This is a genomic window from Streptomyces thioluteus (assembly GCF_039535865.1).
In genome coordinates, this window is record NZ_BAAAXZ010000075.1 from 1 (window position 1) to 23,483 (window position 23,483).

16 protein-coding genes and 3 pseudogenes are annotated in these 23,483 nt (G+C 73.8%); 12 read left to right on the forward strand and 7 right to left on the reverse strand.

Annotated elements, in window-relative coordinates:
- Positions 1–140: 140 nt before the first annotated feature.
- A pseudogene (locus tag ABD794_RS09595) lies at positions 141–1,413 on the reverse strand (MbnB/TglH/ChrH family RiPP precursor modification enzyme).
- Between the two features lie 106 nt (positions 1,414–1,519).
- The gene (locus tag ABD794_RS09600) at positions 1,520–2,533 is read right to left on the reverse strand and encodes an isopenicillin N synthase family dioxygenase (protein WP_344962362.1); all 1,014 of its coding nucleotides are present in this window, start codon (positions 2,531–2,533) and stop codon (positions 1,520–1,522) included.
- A gap of 668 nt (positions 2,534–3,201) precedes the next feature.
- On the opposite strand from ABD794_RS09600, the gene ABD794_RS09605 reads away from it, so the two are divergent.
- The 4 genes from ABD794_RS09605 (at position 3,202) to ABD794_RS09620 (ending at position 7,658) form a co-directional block, all read left to right on the forward strand.
- Positions 3,202–3,594: a rodlin gene (locus tag ABD794_RS09605; RefSeq protein ID WP_344962364.1), complete on the forward strand. Its 393-nt coding sequence runs from the start codon at positions 3,202–3,204 to the stop codon at positions 3,592–3,594.
- 242 nt (positions 3,595–3,836) lie between these two features.
- A complete protein-coding gene (locus ABD794_RS09610) occupies positions 3,837–5,582 on the forward strand; it encodes a carbohydrate binding domain-containing protein (RefSeq protein WP_344962366.1) in 1,746 nt (581 codons plus the stop codon).
- Between the two features lie 99 nt (positions 5,583–5,681).
- Complete coding sequence (rodA, locus tag ABD794_RS09615) at positions 5,682–6,872, forward strand: rod shape-determining protein RodA (RefSeq protein WP_344962368.1); 1,191 nt, start codon at positions 5,682–5,684, stop codon at positions 6,870–6,872.
- Positions 6,873–7,007: 135 nt separating this feature from the next.
- The gene (locus ABD794_RS09620) at positions 7,008–7,658 is read left to right on the forward strand and encodes a DedA family protein (RefSeq protein ID WP_344962370.1); all 651 of its coding nucleotides are present in this window, start codon (positions 7,008–7,010) and stop codon (positions 7,656–7,658) included.
- 456 nt (positions 7,659–8,114) lie between these two features.
- Here ABD794_RS09620 and ABD794_RS09625 read toward each other — a convergent pair whose 3' ends face one another.
- On the reverse strand, positions 8,115–9,077 hold the full coding sequence (locus ABD794_RS09625; RefSeq protein ID WP_344962372.1) for a polysaccharide deacetylase family protein: 963 nt from the start codon (positions 9,075–9,077) through the stop codon (positions 8,115–8,117).
- Positions 9,078–9,489: 412 nt separating this feature from the next.
- Here ABD794_RS09625 and ABD794_RS09630 point away from each other — a divergent pair.
- Both ABD794_RS09630 and ABD794_RS09635 read left to right on the forward strand, forming a co-directional pair.
- Positions 9,490–10,852: pseudogene (locus ABD794_RS09630) on the forward strand (type I glutamate--ammonia ligase).
- A gap of 1 nt (position 10,853) precedes the next feature.
- The gene (locus ABD794_RS09635) at positions 10,854–12,002 is read left to right on the forward strand and encodes an amidohydrolase family protein (RefSeq protein ID WP_344962374.1); all 1,149 of its coding nucleotides are present in this window, start codon (positions 10,854–10,856) and stop codon (positions 12,000–12,002) included.
- A gap of 90 nt (positions 12,003–12,092) precedes the next feature.
- Here the strand turns inward: ABD794_RS09635 and ABD794_RS09640 are convergent, their stop codons facing one another.
- The gene (locus ABD794_RS09640; RefSeq protein ID WP_344962376.1) at positions 12,093–13,649 is read right to left on the reverse strand and encodes an AMP-binding protein; all 1,557 of its coding nucleotides are present in this window, start codon (positions 13,647–13,649) and stop codon (positions 12,093–12,095) included.
- Positions 13,650–13,838: 189 nt separating this feature from the next.
- Here ABD794_RS09640 and ABD794_RS09645 point away from each other — a divergent pair, with 189 nt between their 5' ends.
- The 6 genes and pseudogenes from ABD794_RS09645 (at position 13,839) to ABD794_RS09665 (ending at position 19,143) form a co-directional block, all read left to right on the forward strand.
- Positions 13,839–15,374, forward strand: coding sequence for an alpha/beta hydrolase (locus tag ABD794_RS09645; protein WP_344962378.1), 1,536 nt, complete (start codon positions 13,839–13,841; stop codon positions 15,372–15,374).
- 143 nt (positions 15,375–15,517) lie between these two features.
- Positions 15,518–16,879 (forward strand): glycosyltransferase, encoded by a 1,362-nt coding sequence (locus ABD794_RS09650; RefSeq protein ID WP_344962380.1) that lies wholly within the window; start codon positions 15,518–15,520, stop codon positions 16,877–16,879.
- Between the two features lie 36 nt (positions 16,880–16,915).
- Positions 16,916–17,479, forward strand: a complete 564-nt coding sequence (locus ABD794_RS09655; protein ID WP_344962382.1) for a wax ester/triacylglycerol synthase domain-containing protein — start codon at positions 16,916–16,918, stop codon at positions 17,477–17,479.
- Positions 17,443–18,180 carry a hypothetical protein gene (locus tag ABD794_RS09660; protein ID WP_344962384.1) on the forward strand — a complete coding sequence of 246 codons (738 nt, stop codon included), beginning with the start codon at positions 17,443–17,445 and terminating at the stop codon, positions 18,178–18,180. The genes ABD794_RS09655 and ABD794_RS09660 overlap by 37 nt, the downstream gene beginning before the upstream one ends.
- A gap of 191 nt (positions 18,181–18,371) precedes the next feature.
- Positions 18,372–18,503 (forward strand): annotated as a pseudogene (locus tag ABD794_RS18795) (alpha/beta fold hydrolase); the annotation flags it as partial.
- 103 nt (positions 18,504–18,606) lie between these two features.
- Complete coding sequence (locus ABD794_RS09665; protein ID WP_344962386.1) at positions 18,607–19,143, forward strand: alpha/beta fold hydrolase; 537 nt, start codon at positions 18,607–18,609, stop codon at positions 19,141–19,143.
- A gap of 35 nt (positions 19,144–19,178) precedes the next feature.
- Here the strand turns inward: ABD794_RS09665 and ABD794_RS09670 are convergent, their stop codons facing one another.
- From ABD794_RS09670 to ABD794_RS09680, 3 genes are all read right to left on the reverse strand, one after another.
- The gene (locus tag ABD794_RS09670; RefSeq protein ID WP_344962388.1) at positions 19,179–20,099 is read right to left on the reverse strand and encodes a D-alanyl-D-alanine carboxypeptidase family protein; all 921 of its coding nucleotides are present in this window, start codon (positions 20,097–20,099) and stop codon (positions 19,179–19,181) included.
- A gap of 194 nt (positions 20,100–20,293) precedes the next feature.
- Complete coding sequence (locus ABD794_RS09675; RefSeq protein ID WP_344962390.1) at positions 20,294–21,895, reverse strand: phospholipase D-like domain-containing protein; 1,602 nt, start codon at positions 21,893–21,895, stop codon at positions 20,294–20,296.
- Between the two features lie 171 nt (positions 21,896–22,066).
- On the reverse strand, positions 22,067–23,464 hold the full coding sequence (locus ABD794_RS09680; protein WP_344962392.1) for an FAD-binding oxidoreductase: 1,398 nt from the start codon (positions 23,462–23,464) through the stop codon (positions 22,067–22,069).
- Positions 23,465–23,483 lie beyond the last annotated feature (19 nt).

Here is a 23,483-nt window from a genome sequence, read left to right on the forward strand (position 1 = left end):
GCCCTGGAGGTAGGCGGCCCGGAGCAGGTCGGGCTGGAGCGGGGACCCGGCCCCGGCCGGGTGGCGGGCCTGCAGCCGCAGCCAGAGGGTCCACAGGGCGGGGGCGACGACGGCGAACAGCGTCACCAGCGCGACCACGATCATCGGTTCACTGCCTTTCGTCCGCCGCGCAGGGCGGTCAGGAGCCGGCGGAGGGGTCCGGCGGGAGGGCCGGTGGTCTCGGACAACCAGGCGGCGAGGCGCCCCCGTTGGGGCTCGGGCACGGCCCGTTCGCCGATCAGGTGCCGGGCGAAGTCGGCGGCGTCCCGTCGGTAGCCGTCCGTCATGGACCGCTTCGCCGCGTAGCCGAGGAAGAGCCGGTGGTAGTCGTCGCCGAGGAGCGCGGCGAGTTCGGGCGCCACCTTGGCGACGACCCCGGCGCGCTTGGCCTGCAGCGCCCTGCGCTGCACCGCCACCCGGCGCGGGTCGAAGCCGGGCGGGGCCGGGGTGTCGGTCACGAGCGCGGCGAGCAGGGCGTACTGGGCGCGGGCGAGCCGCTCGCGGGCGGCGTCGGTCTCAGACATGCCGGGCCCCGGCCACCACGGCGCGGATGGCGTCCAGTTCGGCGGCCAGCGCCGCCCCGGACGGGAAGTGGTCGTCGCGCTCCAGCATGACCCCGGGCGGGGCGACGCGGGCGCAGAGCTCGGCGAGGACGTCGAGGACGGGGCGGGTGACGGGGTGGGCGTGGCTGTCGTGCCACAGCCCGTCGTGCTCGTACCCGCCGGCGACGTGGACGTAGGCGATCGCCTCGACGGGCAGTTCGTCGAGCGCCCGGGCCGGATCCTCGCCCCGGTTGACGTGGTTGGTGTGGAGGTTGGCGACGTCCACGAGGAGCCGCACACCGGTGCGTTCGACGAGCTCCGCGAGGAACTGCCCCTCCGTCAACTCCTCGTCGGGCCAGGCCATGAGGGCCGCGATGTTCTCCAGGGCGAGGGGCACGGGCAGCGCGTCCTGGGCGATGCGCACGTTCGCGCAGAGCACGTCGAGCGCGTCCCGGGTGCGGGGCACGGGCAGCAGGTGCCCGGCCTCCAGCCGGGGGCCGGGCCCGCCGGAGGAGCGGACGAACGCGATGTGCTCGCTGACCAGGGGCGCTCCCAGGGCCTCGGCGCGCTCGGCGAGGGCCATGAGGCGGGCGAGGTCGGGGCGCTCGGCGCCGCCGAGACCGAGCGAGACGCCGTGCGGGACGACGGTCGTGCCGGCGTCGAGCAGCCGGCGCAGCGGGTCGGGGAGGTGGCCGGGGCAGATGTTCTCCGCCACGACCTCCACCCAGTCGACCCCGGTCAGCCCGGCGATCTCGTCGGCGATCTCCGGCCGCCAGCCGATCCCGGTCCCCAGCTCCCGGACGCCCCGTTCCGGCGCAACCCGTTCCTGCACAACCCCACCCCCCAAACCCTCGGGCCTGTGATCCCGAGGTGATGACGCCGGATCACTTTACAAATCCTTGACGGGCACCCGAGGGGGCGGGGTGGTGATGCCGGTCTCACCCGACGGGCGCGGCCTCCAGCAGGTCGCGGTGGTGGCGCTGCGCCACGGCGGGGTGCGCCCGGAGCCAGCCCTTGATCTCGTTGCGTCCGTACTCGGCGAACAGCGGGTTGGCCGCGTCCTGGGTGACGCCCGGGGCCCGGTCGGCGTGCGGGAAGGGCACGGGCTCGATGCGGGCGTCGAGCCGGGGGTTGTAGAAGAAGGGCACGGAGTAGCGCTCCCGGGCGCCGGGCGGGCTGACCACGCGGTGGTTGGTGGCCTTGAGGTACCCGTCGGTGGCCACCTCCAGCAGCTCGCCCAGATTGATCACGAAGGCGCCGGGGAGCGGCGGCACGTCCAGGAGGGACCCGTCGGGGCCTTCGACCTGGAGCCCGCCGACCTCGTCCGTCAGCAGCAGGGTCAGGAAGCCGTAGTCCTTGTGCCAGCCGACGCCCTGCCCGGCCCCGTCGGGGGCGCTGCCGGGGTAGCGGACGAGCTTGAGGTGCAGGTGGGGGTGGTCGGCGAAGGCGTCGTCGTAGAAGTCGGCGGGCGCCCCGATCGCGGTGAGCAGCTCGTGCAGCAGCCGCTCGGCGACCGCGCTCAGCCGGTCGGTCCAGTGCAGGGCGGCGGTGCGCAGCTCGGGGAGGGCGGCGGGCCACTGGTTGGGGCCGTCCAGCCACCAGTAGCCGGGCTCGCCGGGGGCCGGGACGTGCGGAGCGCGCTCGGCGCCGATGTCGAGCTGGTCGCGCCAGTCCTGGCTGCCGCCGGTGCGCTCGTCGCCGATGCGCGTGTAGCCGCGGAAGTGGGGCGAGTTGAGGTTGGAGACGGCGAGCCGGTCGGCCTCCGGGAGGGCGAAGAAGGCCCGCATGGTGCGCATCAGTTCGGCGGTCTCGTCGTCGCTGATGCCGTGGCCCGTCAGATGGAAGAAACCGACGTCCCGGGCGGCCGCGTGCAGCGCCTCGTGGAAGTGGGCGCGCTCGTCGGGGGTGCCGGAGGCGGTGGAGAGGTCGATGACGGGGAGCTTGTCGTTCATGAGGAGTCCACAGCGTGTGCGAAGGGGCCCGTTCGCCCCCGGGATCACCGGACGGCCCGCACCGCCGCGGGGTGCGCGGGCAGAACGGGGCAAGGCGGCAGGCTTGTGCGAAAAAGCAGGGAAAAGCTGGAGAAGCTAAGAGAACGCGAGGTCAACGCGGTGAGCGCCCCGGCCCGGGAAAGATGCCGGGCGGCAGGAGGCGCTGGTCAGCCGGAGCGACGACAGGACATGCTCGTGACGCGCAGGAAGTCCACATGGCGTCGCTTTACAAGCAGATTCACACGGACGAGGGTATACGACCCGGCGCGGATTGACGGTGTCCCCCTCGTCACACCCGTCCCGGCTGCCGACGCCCACCCCAGGAGGTCATGGGCCCGCCCGGACGCGTCGCGTGGGGGCGCCGTCCGGGCGGACCGGCGGCGGGAGGCCCGCCGCGCCCCGCACGCTACCAGCCGGCCGGACACCCTTCGGCCGGCGTCACTCACATGCCCCAGCGCCTCGGAATGCGGACCCGATAAAGCCTCCGGAGATCCGGCGCGAGGCCGCCGCACCGGTTCCGACAGGCACCGATGGCTCGAATGAGTGAAATCCCGGAACTTCCCAAAAGGGTCAGAGTTACTCAGTTCGCTTCCCGAGCGGGAAACCCTCTTCGATCGAAAGGCATAGACGTGCTCAAGAAGGCAATCGCCACGGCCGCGGTGACGGCTTCCGCGGTCGGCGCCATGGCCACTCCCGCGATGGCGTTCGGGGACGACGAAGACGTCTACAACGCGAACGGCGCCAAGACCGGTTACGGCAACACCCACACCGGCGGCAAGGAAAGCCCGCAGATGAGCCTGGTCCAGGGCTCGCTGAACAAGCTGTGCATCGGAGTCGGAAAGGCCGGCATCCAGTCGCTCATCGCGCTGCTCAACGTCGGCATCCAGGACGTGCCGATCCTCACCTCGCAGCAGCAGCAGCAGTGCACCGACAACTCGACGATCAACGACGGCGACGACCAGCTGTCGCACATCCTCGACGACATCCCGATCATCTCGGGCAACGGCTCCGCCAACGGCTGACGAAAGCCTCGCGGTTCCGCGGAAATCCCTCCGCGCCGGGCGACTCGCCCGGTGCGGGGGGATTTTTCTGTGCCCGCGTGCGGGTGTCGCCAAGGTGTCTCCAAGTGGCAGGCAATTCGGCACGGTTGGCCGGAGAAATTTTCCCTGTTGCCCGGACCCTTGACTCAACTCTGGTCCAGTCCAACGATGTTCACCGCGCAACTGCCCCCACCCCGTGCACACCTCAGTCACCGGGAGCATCCGTGAGACGACGCCCCACCGTCCGCACCGCGGTCACCGCACTGGCCACCGCGCTGGCGGGCGCGGCCCTGGCCCTGGGCGGCGGCGAGCCCGCGACGGCCGCCACGCCCCTTCCTCCGCGGGTCTTCGCGCCCTACTTCGAGAGCTGGCTGCCGGGCAGCCCGGCCGAGCTCTCCGCGCAGTCGGGGGCGAAGCACCTGACGATGGCCTTCCTCCAGACCGAGGCCAAGGGCTCCTGCACGCCGTACTGGAACGGCGACAGGAGCAAGCCGGTCTCCTCCTCCGTATTCGGCGCCGACTTCGCCACCATCCGGTCCCGCGGCGGCGACGTCATCCCGTCCTTCGGCGGCTACGCGGCCGACAACGGGGGCACCGAACTGGCCGACAGCTGCACCGACACCGACAAGGTCGCCGAGGCCTTCCAACAGGTGATCACCACCTACGACATCAGCCGCATCGACCTGGACATCGAGGACAACTCGCTGACCAACAGCGCCGGGATCGACCGCCGCAACAAGGCGGTCAAGAAGGTGCAGGACTGGGCCGCCGCCCAGGGGCGCACGCTCCAGATCTCCTACACCCTGCCCACCACCACCCGGGGCCTCGCCGACAGCGGGCTCGCCGTCCTGCGCAACGCCGTCGCCAACGGCACCCGGGTCGACGTCGTCAACATCATGACGTTCGACTACTACGACGGGGCCCAGCACGACATGGCCGCCGACACCGTCAGCGCCGCCGAGGGACTCCACGCCCAACTGGCGCAGCTCTACCCGGCGAAGAACGACGCGCAACTGTGGGCGATGACCGGCGTCACCGAGATGCCGGGCATCGACGACTACGGCCCGGCCGAGACCTTCACCACCCAGGACGCGGCCAAGGTCTACCAGTGGGCGGTGTCCAGGAGCATCAACACCCTCTCGTTCTGGGCGCTCCAGCGCGACAACGGCGGCTGCCCGGGCACCAAGGGGTCCGACACCTGTTCCGGAATCGCCCAGGAGACCTGGGACTTCAGCCGCGCCTTCGCCCCGTTCACCGGTGGCGGCGGACCCTCGCAGCCGGACTTCTCGCTGTCCGTCTCCCCCGGCGGATCCTCCGTGCCCCCGGGCGGCTCGGCGACGGCCGCCGTCGGCACGGCCGCGGTCTCCGGCCCGGCCCAGACGGTCCGGCTCGCGGTGGACGGCGCCCCGCGCGGGGTGACCGCGGAGGTCTCCCCCTCGTCCGTGACCGCGGGCGACTCCGCCCGGCTGACCGTCTCCGTCGCCTCCGACGTCCCGCCCGGCTCCTACCCGCTCACCGTGACGGGCACGGCCCCGTCCGGCAGTCACACGGCGACGTACACCCTGACCGTCCCGGGCCACGGCGCCCCCGGCCGCGTCGTCAACGGCGACTTCGAGACCGGCGTCACCGCCCCCTGGACCTGCGACCAGGGCGCGGCGGTGGTCAACGGCCCGGTGCACGGCGGCTCGTACGCGCTGCGGACCGCCCCCACGGCATCCGGCACCGGCGAGTGCCGGCAGACGCTGACGCTGTCGCCCGGCACGTCGTACACGCTCGGCGGCTGGGTGCGCGGCGACTACGCCTTCCTCGGCGTCTCGGGCGGCGCGACGGCGAGCAAGTGGGCCTCGTCCGGCGACTGGACCAGGCTCGCGGTCCCCTTCACCACCGACTCCTCCGGCAAGGTCACCGTCTACGTCCACGGCTGGTACGGGCAGGGCGCCGTCCTCGCGGACGACCTCACGATCGGGTGAACCGACGGGAGGGCGGGCCCCGGCCGGGGAAGGACCCTCCCCGGCCGGTCCCGCACGGGACTCCCTTCCGGCCGTCACCTGCGTCCCGGAGGACCGCCCGTGGGTATCGCACTCGTCCGGCCCCAGGCCCGCCGCCCGCTGCTGAGGGCCTTCGGCCGTTCCTCCCCGCTGTGGCGCCTGGACTGGGTCCTGCTGGGCGCCATGGTGGCCCTCGGCGGCGTCGGGGGGCTGCTCACCTGGTCGGCCACGGTGCACCGGCAGGACGCGGCCGGCGGGGATCCCCACTCGTACCTCAAGCGGCACATGCTCAACCTGCTGCTGGGGCTCGCCCTGTGCCTGGCGCTCGCCTTCCTGGGCCACCGCCGGCTGCGCGGGTACGCGCCGGTGTTCTACGGGGCGTCGCTGCTCTTCCTCGCCACCGTGCTGACCCCGCTGGCCAGCACCATCAACGGCGCCCACTCGTGGATCGTGCTCGGCGGCGGCTTCTCGCTCCAGCCCTCCGAGTTCGTCAAACCGGCCCTGGTCGTGATGCTGGCCGCGCTGCTCGCGGAGGAGCGCGAGACCCGGCGCGGGAGCGTGCCGGGCGGTCGGCAGACCCTGATCGCGCTCGCCCTCTTCGCCGTGCCCGCCCTGGTGATCATGGCCAGCCACGAGCTGGGCACGAGCCTGGTCCTGGCCGCCGTCACCGCGGGGATGCTCTTCCTCTCCGGCGTCTCCGGCCGCACGCTCGCCCTCCTCGCCGGGGCGGCGGCGACCGCGGTCGTCGCGGTGTTCGGGCTCCACCTGCTGAGCGCGTACCAGATCAACCGCTTCGCCGCGTTCGCGGATCCGCACCTGGACCCGTCCGGCGTCGGCTACAACACCCACCAGGCGCGGATCGCCATCGGCTCCGGCGGGCTGCTCGGCCAAGGCCTCTTCCACGGCTTCCAGACCAGCGGGGGCTTCGTGCCCGAGCAGCAGACCGACTTCGTCTTCACCGTCGCCGGCGAGGAACTGGGCTTCCTCGGCGCCGGCACCGTCATCGCCCTGCTCGGCGTGGTGCTGTGGCGGGCCCTGGGCATCGCCCGGCGCGCGGACGACATGTTCGCCACGCTGCTGGCCGGCGGGGTGGTGTGCTGGCTGACCTTCCAGTCCTTCGAGAACATCGGGATGACGCTGGGCATCATGCCCGTGGCCGGGATCCCCCTGCCGTTCGTCTCCTACGGCGGCTCCTCGATGTTCGCCGTCTGCGCCGCGATGGGCATCCTCCAGGGGGTGCACGCCGACTCGCGGCGTCCGCGGAGCGGCTGAGCGCCGCGCGCCTTCCCGGCGGCGCGCGGGAGGCGACGCGTCCCGCCGGATCGTCTACAGTCGTGTAGACCGTCCTTCCGTCCCTTCCCGTGTCCCGTGCAGCCGTCGACCGCTCGCTCCGGAGGCCGCGCTCCCGTGTCATCGCCCCTCTTCGCCCTCGCCCTCAACCCGCTCGACGCGTCCTCGCTGCTGTCGTCGTTCGGGGCGCTCGGCATCGCCGTCGTGCTCTTCGCCGAGACCGGCCTGCTGATCGGCTTCTTCCTGCCCGGGGACTCCCTGCTGTTCACCGCGGGCCTGCTGTGCCGGCCCGGGGCGCACTCCGGGCCGCACCTCGACCTCGCCCAGGTCCTCGCCGCGGCCGTGATCGGCGCCCTGGCCGGCTCCCAGTGCGGGTACGCGCTCGGCCGCCGCGGCGGCCGCACGCTGCTGGCCCGCTCCCGCAACAAGCGCCTGCTCGAAGGGGCCGAACGCGCCGAGGAGTTGCTCGGCCGCTACGGGCACGCGCGGGCGATCGTCCTGGCGCGCTTCGTGCCGGTGGTACGCACGGTGCTCAACCCGCTCGCCGGGGCGCTGGACGTCCCGCGCCGCGTCTTCACCACCTGGCAGGTGGCGGGCGGAGTGCTGTGGACGGCCGGGCTGGTGCTGGCGGGGTACGCGCTGGGGTCGGCGGTGCCGAACGTGGACCGCTATCTGTTGCCTGTGGTGGGGGTGGTGGTGCTGGTGTCGCTGCTGCCGGTGGGGGTGGAGGTTGTGCGGGGGCGTCGGCGGGAGCGGGTGGGGCGGTGAGGGGTTCTTGCCCCCGGCCCGCCCTTTCTCCCCCAGCTACCGCTGGGAGGTGCCCCCAGTTTCCCGCAGGGGCTGCGCCCCTGCGCGACCCCGCTTGCGCGCTGCCGCGCGCGGGGGCCGCGCTCCGCGCGGTGGGGCGTCGGTCCCGTGCTCCGCGCGGGTGGGCGGGGCTTCGCCCCTGCACCCCGCTTCGGGGCTCCGCCCCGGACCCCGCAACGCGGCTGCGCCGCGTTGTCCTCAAACGCCGGACGGGCTGAATTGGGCGCAGCCCCCAGGGGGTGGAAGGACGGAGCCCCGCTCACCGCCCGGAGGGCGAACGCAGGGGTCCAGGGGGCGCAGCCCCCCGGTGGGGTGCAGGGGCGAAGCCCCGCCCACCCGCGCGCAGCGCGGTGCCGGGCCGAGGGGCGGAGCCCCGGGAGAAACGGTGAAAGGGCGGGACCGGGGCGAAGAAACGTTTCAGCACGCCAACGGATACGGCACCTGCTCCGTCACCGGCCCCGTGTTCCGGCACATCTGATACCCCTGCTCCCGCAGATCCCCGATGATCCCCGGCAGCGCCTCGGGAAAGTGGCTGAACAGATGCCCGAGGATCACCCCGTTGGTCTTCTCCTCCACCGACGCCTCCCGGACACTCGCCCGGATCGCGTCCACGTCACGGAACGCCCCGCCCGTCTGCTGCCAGTCGTACGTGTCGATGGTCCAGTTGCAGACCCGCTGCCCCAGGCTCGCGGCGACCTCCGTCTCCCGCGGGCCGACGTCCCCGTAGGGCGGGCGCAGGAAGTTGCCGGGGACGCCGTTGCGCAGCTCGTCGAGGAGTTCCTGGTCCCCGAGCCGGGTGAGCTGTTGGTGGGACCAGGTGTGGCTGCCCACCCAATGGCCCTGCCGGCGCAGGGCGGTGGTGATCCGGGGGTACTGGGAGGCGTACTTGTTGATGAGGAAGAAGGCCGCCCGGACCCCCTGCGACTGGAGCTGCGCGCCGATGCGGACGGCGCGTTCGGGATCGTCGTACGGCCAGTCGTCCAGCGAGAGCAGCACCCGGCCGGAGGTGTTGCCGCAGCGTTCCCGGTCGTAGCCGGACTCCGGGTCCGGCACCCCGACCCGTTCCGGTCTGCCGCCCACGGCACCGCGGTTGGCGCCTTCCGGCGGTCCGTGCCCGCCGGCCGGCCGGTGCGGCTGCGCGCCGCCGGCCGGGCGGGGGGCGCAGGCGCCCATGGCCGCCGAGGAGCCGTGCCGGTGGTCGTCGTGCGTCCCGGCGCGTCCCGCCCGGGCGTCGCACTCCGGCTGGTCGTCCATCGAGGTGACCGCGAACGTCGAGCCGGCGACGAGCACCGCGGCCGCGGCCGCGGCCTTCAGCGGCACCCTCCTGCGGCGCCGGTGGCGTCCGCGGCCGCGCCGGAGGACGCCACGGATTTCCGACATGCTGACTCCTCAACGGTGCCGGCCCGGCACCTCGTGCCCGGGGTCCACGGACGCGGAGAAGCCGCGCTCCGGGACGAAGCACCCGAGCTGGATCGCTGATCTTGGCACCAGCCTCGGGGCAGGTCCGCGCTCTCGCAACCGAGGGTCCGCCGTCCGGATCCGCGGCCGGTGCCGTCCCCCGCGCGCAGGCGCCTGCCGCACTCCGGCCGGTCACGCATCTTCCGTGCGGGGAACCGCAGTTCGGGTGCCCGCGCCGAACGTCGGCCGCGGCAGGGCGCCTTGACGGCACCGTCCCCGATTCCACCGAAAGGCCCCGGTACGAGGTGTCGCGCGGCGGAATCCGGACCAGAATCTCTGGGCGGCGTGGTTTTCCCGGTGCCGCCGTCCCCCACACCCCGCCGGAGGAGACCGCATGCACAGGCCGGAACGGGAGCGCGCGGAGTCGGCGGCCCGGCAGGAGGCCGCGCAGCTCACCGCGCGGGACGTCCGGGCCGTGGCCCTGACCTGGGTGGACAACGCGGGCATCACCCGGGTCAAGGGCGTGCCCACCGCCCGGCTGGCGCACGCCGCGCGCTGGGGGGTGGGGATGTCGCCGGTGTTCGACGTCTATCTCACGGACGATTCCGTCGTCACCAGCGCGCATATCGGCGGGCCCGACGGCGACCTGCGCCTCTTCCCCGACCTCGGGCGGCTGACCGTGCTGGCCGCCCAGCCGGGCTGGGCATGGGCGCCGGCCGACCGGTACGAGCAGGACGGCCGCCGGTACGCCGCCTGCCAGCGGCAGTTCGCCCGCCGCATGGCCGAACGGGCCGAGGCCGACCACGGGCTGCGGCTGCGCATGGGCTTCGAGACCGAGTGGATCGTCACCCGGGACGGCGACGCCAACGACGGCCTGCGGTACGCCTGTTCGGGGCCGGCCTACGGGATGACGCGGCTGGTGGAGCTGTCCGGCTACCTGCGGGACGTCCTCGACGCCCTCACCGCCCAGGAGATCGAGGTCCTCCAGATCCATCCCGAGTACGCGCCGGGGCAGTTCGAGGTGTCGGTGGCCGCCGCGGATCCGGTGGGCGCGGCGGACCTCGCCGTGCTCGTCCGCGAGACCGTCCGCGCGGTGTCCCGACAGCACGGCCTGGAGGCCCAGTTCGGGCCCGTCGTGGACGCCGGCGGGGTGGGCAACGGCGCCCATCTGCACCTGAGCCTGCTGCGCGGCGGGCGGAACCTGTGCCGGGGCGGCGACGGCCCGTCGGGGATGACGGCGGAGTGCGCGGCGTTCCTCGCCGGCGTGCTGCGGGAACTGCCCGCGCTGCTCGCCCTCGGCGCCCCCTCCCCCCGCCAGCCATCTGCGGTTCAAGCCCTCGCACTGGGCCGGGGTCTTCGCCTGCTGGGGCCCGGAGAACCGGGAGGCCGCCATCCGCTTCGTCCCCGGCCCGCCGGACGCGGTGGACCAGGCCAACGCCGAGGTCAAGTGCTTCGACGGGGCGGCCAATCCGTATCTGGCGGCCGGGGCGGTGATCGCCGCGGGACTCGCCGGGATCGAGGCCGGGCTGGCGCTGCCGCCGCCGGTCACGGGCGACCCGGCCGTCACCGGCGGGCAGGAGCGCCTGCCCGCCTCACCGGCCGACGCCCTGGACCGCTTCACCCGCTCGGACCTGCTGCGGACCGCGCTCGGCGACCCCCTGTTCGAGGCCGTCGCGGCGGTCCGCCGCGCGGAGGTCCGGCAGTACGCGGGCGCGGCTCCGCAGGACATCGCCGACGCGACACGGCGGCGGTACTGACATGGGGGCCCACGCGAAGCCGTCCCCGGCGGCGCTGGTGGACCACCACTGCCACGGCCTGCTCCGCACCGAGCCGGGGCCCGACGCCTTCGCCGCGCTCCTCAGCGAGTCGGACGCGCCCGCCCCGCCCGGCACCTCCTTCCTCGACAGCCAGCTCGGGTACGCCGTCCGCCGCTGGTGCCCGCCGCTGCTCGGCCTCGACCCGCACTGCACCCCCGCCGAGTACCTCGAACGGCGGCGGGAGCTGGGCCCGTCCGAGACCGCCCGGCGGCTGCTGGGCGCCACCGGGATCACCGACTACCTGGTGGACACGGGCCTCGCGGGCGACCTCACGGGCCCCGAGGAGCTCGCCCGCACGGCGGGCGGCGCCGCCTGGCACGAGGTGGTCCGCCTGGAGCCGCTGGCCGAGCGGATCGCGGACGCGGCCGACGGCCGGGCGGACTTCCTCGGCGGCGTGTCCGACGCCGTGCGGAAGGCCGCCACGACGGCCGTGGCCTTCAAGTCCGTGGCCGCCTACCGCTACGGGCTCGACTTCGAGCCCAACCCGCCCGGCCAGGCCGAGGTCCGCACCGCGGCGGACCGGTGGCTGGCCTGCCGCACGCCGGGCGGCCGGCTGACCGACCCGGTGCTGCTGCGCCACCTGCTGTGGTCGGCGGCCGAGACCGGGCTGCCGCTCCAGCTCCACACCGGCTTCGGCGACCCGGACCTCACCCTGCACCGCTGCGACCCGGCGCTGCTCACCGACTTCGCCCGCGCCGTGCGCCCCACGGGTTCGGCGCTGGTGCTGCTGCACTGCTACCCGTACCACCGCAGCGCCGCCTACCTCGCCCACGCCTTCCCGCACGTCTACGCGGACATCGGGCTGGCCCTCTCCTACAGCGGGGCACGCGCCGAGGCGGTGCTGGCCGAGGCGCTGGAACTGGCCCCCTTCGGGAAGCTGATGTTCTCCACGGACGCGGCCGGCCTCGCGGAGCTGTACGTGGTGGGCGCCGAGCTGTTCCGCCGGGGCCTGGCACGGCTGCTGGACGGCTGGGTGGGCGACGGCGCCTGGTCGGCGGGCGACGCCGCGCGCGTGGCCGAGCTGATCGGCGCGGGCAATGCCCGGCGGGTCTACGGGCTGGCGCGGACGGACGGTCCGGCGGGGGCGTGAGCGAACCCGCGCGGCGCGACGCCCGCCCCCGGGCACCCACCGGGCGGGCGACGGCGCGCATGCCCGACGGGGTGCCCGGCGCGGACCGGCTCAGGAACCGAGCATGGCCCGCAGCGCCTTCTTGTCGACCTTGCCTATCCGGGTGACCGGCAGGGACCTCAACTGCGTGACGGCGCGCGGCTCGTAGAGCTCGCCCAGCTCGGCGACGGCGGCGGCGCTCACGGCCGCCGGGTCCACGGCGTCGTCCTTGTCGGTGGCCAGGAAGACGTGGACGGCCTCGCCGTAGCGCTCGTCCGGGACGCCCACGGCGGCGGCGTTGCGCACGCCGTCCAGGGTGAGCAGGAAGTCCTCCAGGACCTTGGAGTAGACGTTGTCGCTGGTGCGGCCGGTGACGATGATGTCCTTGGCCCGGTCCACCAGGTAGAGGAAGCCGTCCGCGTCGCGGTAGCCCACGTCCCCGGTGGCCAGCCACCCGTCGTGCAGGGCGGCGGCCGTGCGCTCGGGGTCGCGGTAGTAGCCCAGCATCCGGGTCTCGCCGCGGACGTGGAGTTCGCCGGTCTGCCCGTCGGGGAGCGCGGTGCCGTCCTCGTCGCGGATCTCCACCTCCACGCCGTCGATGGCCCGGCCGACGCTGGCCCACCGCTCGGGGTGCTCGTCGACGTACTCCTCGGGCATCATGACGGAGATACCGAGGGCCTCGGACTGCCCGTAGCCCTGGCCGATCACCGGGCCGAAGACGGTGCATGCCTGGCGCAGCCGCTCGGGCGCCGACGCGGCGCCGCCCACGAACAGGGACTCCAGGTGCGGGAAGTCACCGGGCCGGCAGTCGGGGTGGTCGAGCAGTTCGTAGAGCATGGGCGGCACGAACATGGCGGAGTTGATGCGTTCCTCGCGCAGCACGGTCAGCGCGTGGCCGGCCTCGAAGGCCGGCAGCAGCACGACGGTCGCCCCCGAGACGAGGCCCTGGACCGACACCAGGTGCCCGCTGCCGTGGGTGATCAGCGTGGCCGCCAGTGCGCGCCGTCCGCGCATCCAGGGCGCGTTGCGCACCGCGTCGACCATGCGGTCGTACAAGGCCCTGCCCTGCGCGGCGAGTTTGGGGTTGCCGAGGGTGCCGCCGGTGTAGAAGACGGTGACCGGCTCGTCCGCCGCGAGGGCCGGGGCCGCGGGGCGCTCCGCGGGCAGCTCACGGGCCGCGGCCAGCAGGTCGGCGGTGCCCTCCACGGGGCCGAGGGACAGCAGCCGGGGCGGACGCTCCATCAGGCCGGGCAGCGCGGTGGCGTGCGACGCGAAGACGGGGTCGAAGACGATGGCCCGCACCTCGGCCTGCCCGGCCAGCGCGGCGAGTTCGCCCCGGCCCGGCTCCGGGGGCAGGAAGACGACGTGGCAGCCGATGAGGTGGACCGCGAGCTGGGCGAGCACGCCTTCGGGCCGGTTGGCCAGAAACAGACCAACCGCGTCACCGGGCTTCAGACCCTCGGCGCGCAGGGCGTTCCCGATCCGGAACAGGGCGTCACGGGCCTCGGCGCGGCTGTACCGCACCGTCCCTTGGACGAGTGCCTCGGCCTCCTGGTCACGGCCCCAGGCCTCCAGGATGTGATCGAGGTAAGTGCGCTCGTCGGGTGATGGAACCTGAGTCTCTTGCATGAGGTCATGCAAACATGACAGCTCGAACATCTTGATCCCAGGTTCGAACGGAGCGATGGATTCCGGCCATCCGGGGGTGGTGCCAGTGCCACCCCCGGAACGGAACCCTGTGGGATCGATCCGGCCCCGCCCCGGCCCGGAGGATCTTCCTCGAAGCCCCTTCCCTTCAGGATCACTTCAGGAGGATCGATGCCCTCGTTCAGAACGCCCCGCCGCGCGGCGGCCGTCGTGGCCGGTCTGGTGGCCGCCGTCTGTGCCGCCACCGCCCTTCCGGCGGCCGCGGCCCCCGGCGCGGGGCCGTCCGTGCCCGCCCGGTACACCGGGCAGCGCCTGGACTGGCATCCCTGCGACGGGACGGCCGGGTTGGAGTGCGCGCGGATGGCCGTCCCCCGTGACTGGCACCGTCCGGGCGCCGGTCCCGACCTGACCATCGCCGTCTCCCGGCACCGGGCGACCGGTGCGGGCGGGCGCGGCGTGCTGATGATGGCGGCCGGCGGGCCCGGTGGTTCGGGGCTGGCCCGGCCCGCGGATCTCGCCCGCCGTTCCCCCGGGGTGGCCGCCGCCTACGACGTCGTGAGCTTCGACCAGCGCGGCGTCGGGCGGAGCACCCGGGTCCGGTGCCGGACCCCCGAGGAGTTCTCCGGGTTCCTCAACGGCGACGCCCGGGACCGGTCGCCCGCCGCGCTGCGCCGCACGCTGGCCACCGCCCGCGCCTTCGCCCGGGACTGCGGGCGGCGCGACGGCGCGCTGCTGCCGTACCTGACGACCGAGCAGACCGTCCGCGACATGGACCTGTTCCGCTCGCTGCTGGGCGCGCGCACCGTCTCGTACTACGGCGCCTCCTACGCCACGATGGTCGGCGCCTACTACGCGACGCTCTTCCCGCGGCGCGTCGAACGCGCCGTCCTCGACAGCAACGTGGGCTTCGACGGCTCCTGGCAGCGGTTCGAGCTGGGGCAGCCGAAGAGCTTCCAGCGCCGCTTCGAGCAGGACTTCCTGCCCTGGCTCGCCCGGTACGACGACGTCTACCACTACGGACGCACCCCGGCCGCCGCGCAGGCGAAGTGGGAGCGGCAGCGGCGCGCCCTGCGCGAGCACCCGGTGGCCGTCGGCAAGGCCGTCATCACCCCGGACCGCTTCGACAACGGCACCTCCGACGCGCTCTACCGGGCGGACCGGTTCCCCGTCCTGGCCTCCGCGCTGGCGGCGCTCGACCACTGGGACCGGGCGGGCGAGAGCGAGCGCGCCCGGGCCGCCGGCCTCCTCGGCCGCGCGCCCGACCCGGCCTTCTACGCCGAGTACTTCTCCGTCACCTGCGCCGACTCCCCCTGGGACCGCGACACCTCGGCATGGGTGCGCCGGACCGCCGGTGACGCGGCGAAGCGGCCGCTCGTCGGGGCCCGGGCCCTGACCTTCGCCGCCGTCTGCGCGGCCTGGCCCGCCCCGGCGGCCCCGAAGGTGACGGTGACCGGCGCCGGCCTGCCGCCCACACTGATGCTCAACTCCGCTCACGACCCCGCCACTTACCACGAGGCCGCCGTACGGGCCCACCACGCGCTACGCGGCTCGCGCCTGGTGACGGTGACCGGTGACGGCGACCACGGGCAGTACCGGAACGGGAACTCCTGTGTGGACGGCGTCGTGGACCGCTACCTGCTCGACGGCCGCGTCCCCGCACGGGACATGACGTGCCAGGGCAGGCCGCTGCCCGTCCCCGGCCGCTGAACCGTACACATGCGCCCAGGTTGGCACCCGTGCCGTATCCGGCCGGGTGCCCCGTCGTTGTTTCCGGCAGGCACACGACCCGCGACCGGCCGGCGGTCCCGGCGGGCGGGACGGGCCGCGACTGGGACTGGGAAGGCCGGGACATGCGCATCGACATCATCACCGCGGGCACCACGGGCTCCGTCGCCCCCTACACCGGCCTCGGCCACCGGCTGGCCGCCGAGGGGCACGACGTGGAGATCGTCACCCACGCCAAGTTCGCCGACACGGTCACCTGCTGCGGGCTGCGGACCCGGCCGCTGGAGGCCGACCCGTTCGAGGAGCTCATCTCCGCGCACAACCGCTTCCGGAACGCCGGGCGTTCGCCCCGTGCCCTCCACGAGATCGCCCGCGCCACCGAACGGGCCGCCGTCCGGCTCGTGGACGGGCTGCTCACCGCCGTCGACCCCAAGGCCGACCTCGTCCTGCTGTCCACCATCGTCGCGCCCCTCGGCCGGGTCATCGCCCGGTACCACCGGGTGCGCAGCATGGGCGTCTTCCTCCAACCCGACGCCCCCACCTCGGCGTTCCCGCCCTGCGTGCTGCCCTGGCAGCCGCCCGGGTACGGCAACCGGCTGCGCGCCCGCACGGTCAACGCCCTGACCGACGCCCTCTATTCGGCCGCCAACCGGCGGCTGCACGCACGCCTCGGCATCCGCCACCGCGGCGTCCATCTGCTGCGCCGGGAACGGGAGAAGAGCCGCTGGCCCATCTGGCACGGCTACAGCCGCACCGTCGTGCCCCGGCCGCCCGACTGGCGGCCCGGGCTGCGGGTGGCCGGCTACTGGTGGCCGCACGAGTGCCCGTCCTGGCAACCCCCCTCCCTGGTCAGCGACTTCCTCGCGGCCGGGCCCCCGCCGGTGTTCGTCGGCTTCGGCAGCATGATGCCGGAGGACCCCGACCGGCTGGGCGACCTGACGGCACGCGCGCTGCGCCGGGCGGGGCTGCGGGGCGTCGTCCAGGCGGGGTGGGCCGGGCTGTCCGTGACCGGCGACGACGTGATCACCGTCGGGGCCCTCCCGCACGGCTGGCTGCTGCCGCGCACGGCGGCGGTCGTGCACCACGCGGGTGCCGGGACGACGGCGGCCGGGCTGCGGGCGGGTGTACCCGCGGTTGCCGGTGCCGCTCCTCACCGACCAGCCGTGGTGGGCGGCCCGGCTGGTACGGCTCGGGGTGAGCCCCGGTGTGCTGCCGCACGCCTCGCTCACCGCGGAGCGGCTGGCGGCGGCGCTGCTGCGCGCGACGGGCGAACGACGCTTCGCGGAGCGGGCGGCGGACTGGTGGCAGGGCGGCTGGCCCGGGAGGACGGGCGGGGGCGGTGGCGCGGGCGGTGGCGGCGATGGAGCCGTGACGCGGCGCTTGCGCCGCGGGGGTTGTGCCCCGGCCCCGCCCTTTCACCGTTTCCCGGGGAGACCCCGGACCCTATTCGCCCTTCGGGCGAAGTCCTCAAGCGCCGGACGGGCTGAACCGGCCCGAGGAGGAAGATGATGCCACCGACCCCCATGTCCCCTCTGGACGCCTGGCTGCACAGCCATCAGGCCGGCGGAGCCCTCTGCATGACCTTCGGGCTCATCGCCCGGTTCGGCGGAGAGCCGCCCGCCCTCGACGCCCTCCGCGACCGCGTCGCGCACCGCTGGGCGCGGCACGAGCGGCTCCGGATCAGCTCCGGCACCGAACTCCGGTGGATTCCCGGGCCTCCCTTCGACCCCGCGCACCACGTGAGCACCCCGGCCCGTCAGGCCTCCCTCGAGGAACACACCGCACACCTCATCGCCCGCCCCTTCGGCCCCCCGCGCCCGCCCTGGCACCTGCACGTACTGCCCGCGCCGGACGGCGGATTCGCCCTCCTCCTCCGTGCCCACCACGCTCTCCTCGACGCAGGTCGCTCCTCACGCTCGTCCAGGATCTGCTCGACGGGCCGCCGCCCGCGCTGCCCGCGCAACGGGCGGGAAGCCAGGCCCCGCCCGGCCGGGGGCCGGGTCTCCGGGACGTCCTCCCCGGCGGCCGCCCCCTCCCCTTCCACGGGCCGGTGGACTCCCGGCGGGCCGTCGCCTGGAGCGGGGTGAGCGCGGAGGAACTGGCCGCCGCCCGGGACGCGCTGCCCTCGGGGCGGGCCTCCGCCAACGCGGTGTTCCTGGCGGCCACGGCCGGGGCCCTGCGCGGCGCGGGCGCTGCCGGGCGGCTGCCGTTCCTGCCCGGCGTCTGCGCGATGGTGCCCGTCGACGTCCGCCCGGACGAGGACGCGGCGCTGCTCGGCAACCACTACTCCACCGTCCGCGTCCCGCTCCCGGTGCGCGGCCGGCCCGGCCGGCGCCTGGCCGCCGTGGACCGTTTCACCCGTCGCGTGGCGCTGCACGAGCGCGCCCTGGCCCAGGCGCGCGCGGTGGCCGGGATGGCCGGGCGCCGCGGGCCCCTGACCGAGGTCCTCGGCCGGTACGTGGACTCGCCGCTGTACTCGTCGGTGCTGTGCAGCAGCCTCGCGGACCGCGGGGGGCCCGCGGACCCTGGGGTCCGCCGCCCTGACCGGTCTGTCCCTGCTGCCCGCGCTCAGCCCCGGCCACCCCTTGGTGGTGAGCATGGTGCGGGATGTGACGGGTGCGGCCACGCTGGCGGTGGTGACGGATCACGCCCACCGGGCGCTGGCCGGACGGCTCTCCGTTCTCCTCCGCGAGGAGATCCGCGCGCTGGCCCCGTGACCGTCCCGCGGGCGGGCCTCCGGCCGCCGCGTGCAGTAACGTCCCGCCGCCGCCTGTCGTTTCACTGGTGACGGCACTCACCGTGAAACGGAGACCACTTCTGATGACGTCCACGACCCTCTCGGAAGAGGTCATTCCGCTCACCTACGGCGGTTTCTCCTACAGCGGCCGGATCGTTCACCGGCCGGACGCGCGGCTGGCCCCGATCGTCCTCGTCGGCGGCGCGTTCCAGCACCGGGGCGCCTGGGGCCGGCTGGAACGGATGCTCCTGGAGGCGACGAGCGTGATCACCGTCGATCTCCCGGGCTGGGGCGCGGCGGACCGCCTCCCCGCCCGCTACGGCATCGACTTCCTCTGCGGTGCGCTCGACCAGCTGCTGGCGAGGACCGCGCCGCACGCGGTCAACATGATGGGCGCGTCCTACGGGAGCGCCGTGGCCCACGAGTGGGTGGCGCCGCCACCCGGACCGCGCCGAACGGCTGGTGCTGGTGGGGACCATGGCACGGCTGACCGACCACCTCCGGGCCCGCGTGGAGCTCACCCTCCGCATGCTGGAACGGGGCAGCCACGCGGAGTTCGTGGACCAGATCCTCGACACCATGATCTGCCGCGCCCCGCACGTGACCGTGGCCCGGCGGGACACGGTCATCCGCTGCCTCACCCGCGCCCTCAACGAGATGACCGCCGACGGGAAGCTCAAGTACCGGGAGAACACCCGGCGGTTGCTCGACCACACCGTGCCGTCCGGCGGGCCGGTGGTACGGATCCCGGTGCTGGTGGCCACCGGTGAGCACGACCCGCTGACGACGCCGGCGCTGAGCCGCGAGGCGTCCGCCCGGTACGCCGACGCCCGGTTCGCGATGTTCAAGGACGCGGACCACCTCGTCCACCTGGAGCGTCCGGTGGAACTGATCGACCTGCTGCTGAAGTTCCTCGCCGACGAGCCGCTGACCGGGCTCGACTACTGCCACCCGGTCGAATACCCGGTGCACAGGCCGCCGGTGCCGTCGCCCCGCACCGGCGGGGAGCGCTGAGGCGGTCCGGCCCGGGCGCCGGACCGCCGTCCCGCTCAGTCCTCGTGCGCCGCGGCGGGCAGTTGGCGCGCCTTGAAGCGGGTGTGCGTGTGGTAGGCGTAGTCGAGCATCTTCGCCGCGTCGGGGTAGCGGTTCGGCGCGTCGTTGAGGAGCACGCCGACGACGGTGCGGCCGCCTCGCCGGGCGGCGAAGACCAGGCAGGGACCCGAGGCGCTGGTCGATCCGGTCTTGACGCCGAAGACGCCGTCGTAGGAGCCGAGCAGTTTGTTGGTGTTGTACCAGGTGTAGCGGCGGTTGACGTTCTGCGCCTTCTGCTGGGTGCTCATCGCCTTGGTGACGGTGACGAGCGTGCTGTTGCCGAGGGCGTGCCGGGCGAGCTTCGCCAGGTCGCGGGGGGTGGAGTGGTTGCCGCCGCTGGTGATGCCGTCGAAGGAGTCGAAGCGGGTGTTGCGCATCCCCAGCCGGGCCGCCTCGCGGTTCATCCGCGCGACGAACGACTTCGTCCGCTCGGCCTCGCTGCCGCCGCTGCCCAACGCGTCCGCCAGCGCGTAGGCGGCATCGCAACCGGACGGCAGCATCAGCGCGTAGAGGAGCTGCCGGACGGTGAGCCGGTCGCCGGTGCGCAGGTCGGCGGTGCTCGCCCCGTGGCGCGTCACATAGTCGCGGTAGGACTGCTTGACGGTGACCTGCTTGTCCAGGCCGGAGGGGCGGCCGTCGAGCGCCACGACGGCGGTCATGATCTTGGTGGTGCTGGCGATCGGCCGGGCGACGTCGGCGTCCTTGCCCCACAGCGTCTTGTTCGCACCGCTGTCGAGCAGGTAGGCGCCCCTGGCGGCGATCCCCGGAGGCCCGGCGGCGGCCTCGGCACCGGCCGGGAGTGCGAGGGCCAGAGCCGCGGCGGACGCGGTCAGCGCCGCACACCGGCGACGGGCCGCGCTTCCCCCACTTCGGTCCATGAAGTCTCCAGAGTTGCTCGTGTGTCGGGACGGGCCAGCGCATGGTCGCACCCCCGCACACGGGTCGGGAAATCGCTTCACGAACGGGTGAGGGAATCCCGCGCCGAGCCGTTCGACACCCGAACTCCCTTGTGGGGAAAGGCGGAAGCGGCACCCCTGGGGAAGGGGTGCCGCTTCGGGCCGTGGCCGGGGGATCAGAGCGAGCAGACGCCCCGCTCGTGGTCGACCGTGGCCGTCGCCTTCGAGAACTCCCACTCCGGGTCGAGCAGCTTGTCCTTCAGCTGCGCGGCCGCCTCCGGGCTCTCGACGATGTAGCCGAAGTCCTGGAGCCAGGACGGGTAGAGGTTCTTCGACCCGACGTAGAACGCCGAGCCGTCCACCGACACCAGCTTGTGGTGCAGCGGATAGGCGTGTCCGTCGGCCCACTTGGCGCTCTTCGAGCTGCGGAAGCTCGCGAGCTGGAGGTTGGAGCACATCGCCGACTTGGCCTTGCCGTCGTCACCGACGACCTTGGCGAGACGGGACCGGAGCACGTCGCTGATCTCCGAGAGGGACTTGATCTGCGAGTAGCCGCCGCTGCCGACCGTGCCCCGGTTCTCCGGGTCGCTGACGACGATGCGGACCTTCACTCCGGAGGCGAGCTTCTGCGCCAGGGTGTCGTACAGCCGGACGTCGTACTTCGGGAGCGGCGGGCAGGTCGCGTTGAGGTCCTGCTGCGAGATCTCGACGTGTTTGTCCGCGCTGCGCACCAGCTCGCGCAGAGCGCTCTCCTCGGGGTTGACCGTGTCGTAGTCGCGGTCGGCGTTGGTGTTGTCGTGCACGCCGACGACGCACTTGGTGTCCGTGGCGGTCGGCAGCTTCGGGTCGAACTTCGAGGCGGCGTCCTTGTCCCGGATGCCGACGCCGAGTCCGCCCACGGCGATGACCGGCACGTTCCCCGTCGGCCCCGCGGGCTCCGGGTTGGCCTGCTTCTCCAGGTCCGGCATGCAGGACGCCCCGTCGGAGGCCGCGAACCACACGCTGGCGATGTTGCCCTTGTTCTTGCAGGTCCAGCCCCACAGGGCGTCGAGGTAGCGGCCGGCCGAGGAGGCGGCGGGGCCGGTCAGGGCCAGGTCGACGTCCGAGACCGGGTGGGCGGTGTCGAGGTAGTCGCCCTTCCAGTTGTTGATGCCGCCGGTGATGGCCGAACGGCCGTCCACCACGAGCAGCTTGGAGTGGTTCCAGGAGAACGCCGTCTTGGAGGTCGTCATCGACGCCGCGGTGAGCGTGACGGACCCGGCCGCCCTGCCCAGCCGCTTGCGCAGGTCGTCGACGTAGGCGCCGGGGCGTACGTTGATGTGGTAGACCGGCGCGGCGCCGACCAGGACGCGGACCTTCGGCTTGTTGCCGGCCTCGACCGAGGCCTTCAGGCCGGCGGCTATCGCGTCCTGGAACGCGCCGTCGGGGAAGGGCGCCAGCGTGGAGATGTCCACGGTGCGCCGCGCCGCCGAGATGTTCTCGGTCATCTTCGCCAGCAGCCGCTTCGTCCCCGGGCGCTCGGCGCACTTGTCGTCACCCCAGCAACCGGGCGTCTGCAGCAGCCAGTCGGAGGCGTCGGCCGCCGAGGCGTCCAGCTTGTTGCCCTCGGTGCGCTGCCAGACCTCGCCCTCCAGGCCGGGCGAGACCTGACGCAGCGTCCGCTCGACCGCGTCGAGGTGCGGCGTGGCCGAGGACGCGCCGTCGGCGAATGCCTGACCGGCGGGCAGGACGGCGAGGACGACGGCGGTCGCCGTCGCATGGCGGGCAAATCGGTTCAAACGGCTGAGCCGGTCACGGAGCAAGACGCATCCTTTGGCAAATGATGAACTGTGCGGGGTGATCCGTTGAATGCCGGACGTCCGTTCGGCGTACGGATGATCAACTTCGCAGAAGTTACCAGGTGCCGTCGCGCCGCGGCAGGGGGTGGCCGAAACGGAACTGACGGTTCGTTATGCCGGACGCACGTTGCGGTTGAGGCGGAAGATGTTCCGCGGGTCGTAGGTGGCCTTGAGGGCGGCGAGCCGCTCGTAGGTGCCGGCCTCGTATCCGGCCCGGACCTGGGTCTCGTCGGCGTGCCCGCCGTCGCCGTAGAGGAAGTTGAGGCTGTGTCCGACGGTCCAGGGGGCGAGGGCCTCGCGCAGCAGGCCGTGCCGGGCGCGGACCTCGTCCGGGCCGACGCCCGGGAAGTAGCCGGAGACGGCGGCCACGAGGAAGTCCGCCCCGCGGTGGTCCACGGTGATCCCCTCGGCGCCCCGGCGCAGCGCCCCGCCCAGGTGGCGGATCTCGGTGAAGGCCGGCACCGGGGAGTCCGGGCCGACGGCCTCCAGCAGGGCCTTCAGCGCCTCGGACGGCAGCTCGTCGAGGAACGCGCTGGTGCCGGCGTAGGCGTTGGGCTCCTCGGGTTCGTCGTGGATGGCGCCGGACTCGGTGTACGGGAGCACGCGCAGGGTGTCGTCCAGGCGCGGGCCGATCCCGCGCAGCGGCGCGACCAGGCGCTCGCCCTCCTCGGCGGGGCCGTTGTAGGCGATGCGGAAGGAGGCGACGTAGCGGCCGCGGAGGAATTCGGGCAGCTGCGGGATGTCCGGGAAGGGGATCAGCGTGACGGAGGAGGTCATCTCCTCGGGCACGCCGGCGGTCCAACGGCGCCACGTCTCCAGGGACTCGGCGACGAGCGGGGTGTCGAAGACGAGCTGCCCGCCGTAGAGCGCGGGCACCGGGAAGAGGTCCACCACCAGCGCGGTCACGATGCCGAAGTTGCCGCCGCCGCCCAGCAGGGCCCCGTACAGCTCGTCGCCCGGGCCGACTTCGCGCAGCCGGCCATCGGCGGTGACGACCTCCAGCGAGCGCACGTGGTCGGCGGCGTAGCCGTACTGCCGGGCGAGCAGGCCGAGTCCGCCGCCGAGGGTGTAGCCGACCGCGCCGATGGTGGGTGTCGAACCGCTCAGCGGGGCCAGGCCGTGCGGGCCGGCCGCGTCGATCACGTGGCCCCAGCGCGCGCCGGCGGCGACCCGGGCGGTACGCGCCTCCGGGTCCACGTGCACGTCCGTCATCCGCCGGGTGCTGACGAGCACCCCGCCGTCGGCGGCCACCGACAGCCCGTGCCCGGTCAGTTGGACGCCGACCGGGAGGTCCTCGGCGGCCGCGTGCGCCACGGCCCGCCGCACGTCCTCGGCGTCGGCCGCGCCGACGACCACGGACGGGCGGTGGGTGTAGGCGGTCTGGTAGCCGACGAGCTCCTCCTCGAAGCCGGGGTCGCCGGGGCGGAGCACCGGTCCCGTCAGGCCGGTGAGTGTCTGTGCGCTGGTCTCCATGGCACCACGATGCTCGCGCGGCTCCCATAAGTCCAAGAGCTGGTCAAGATGGATG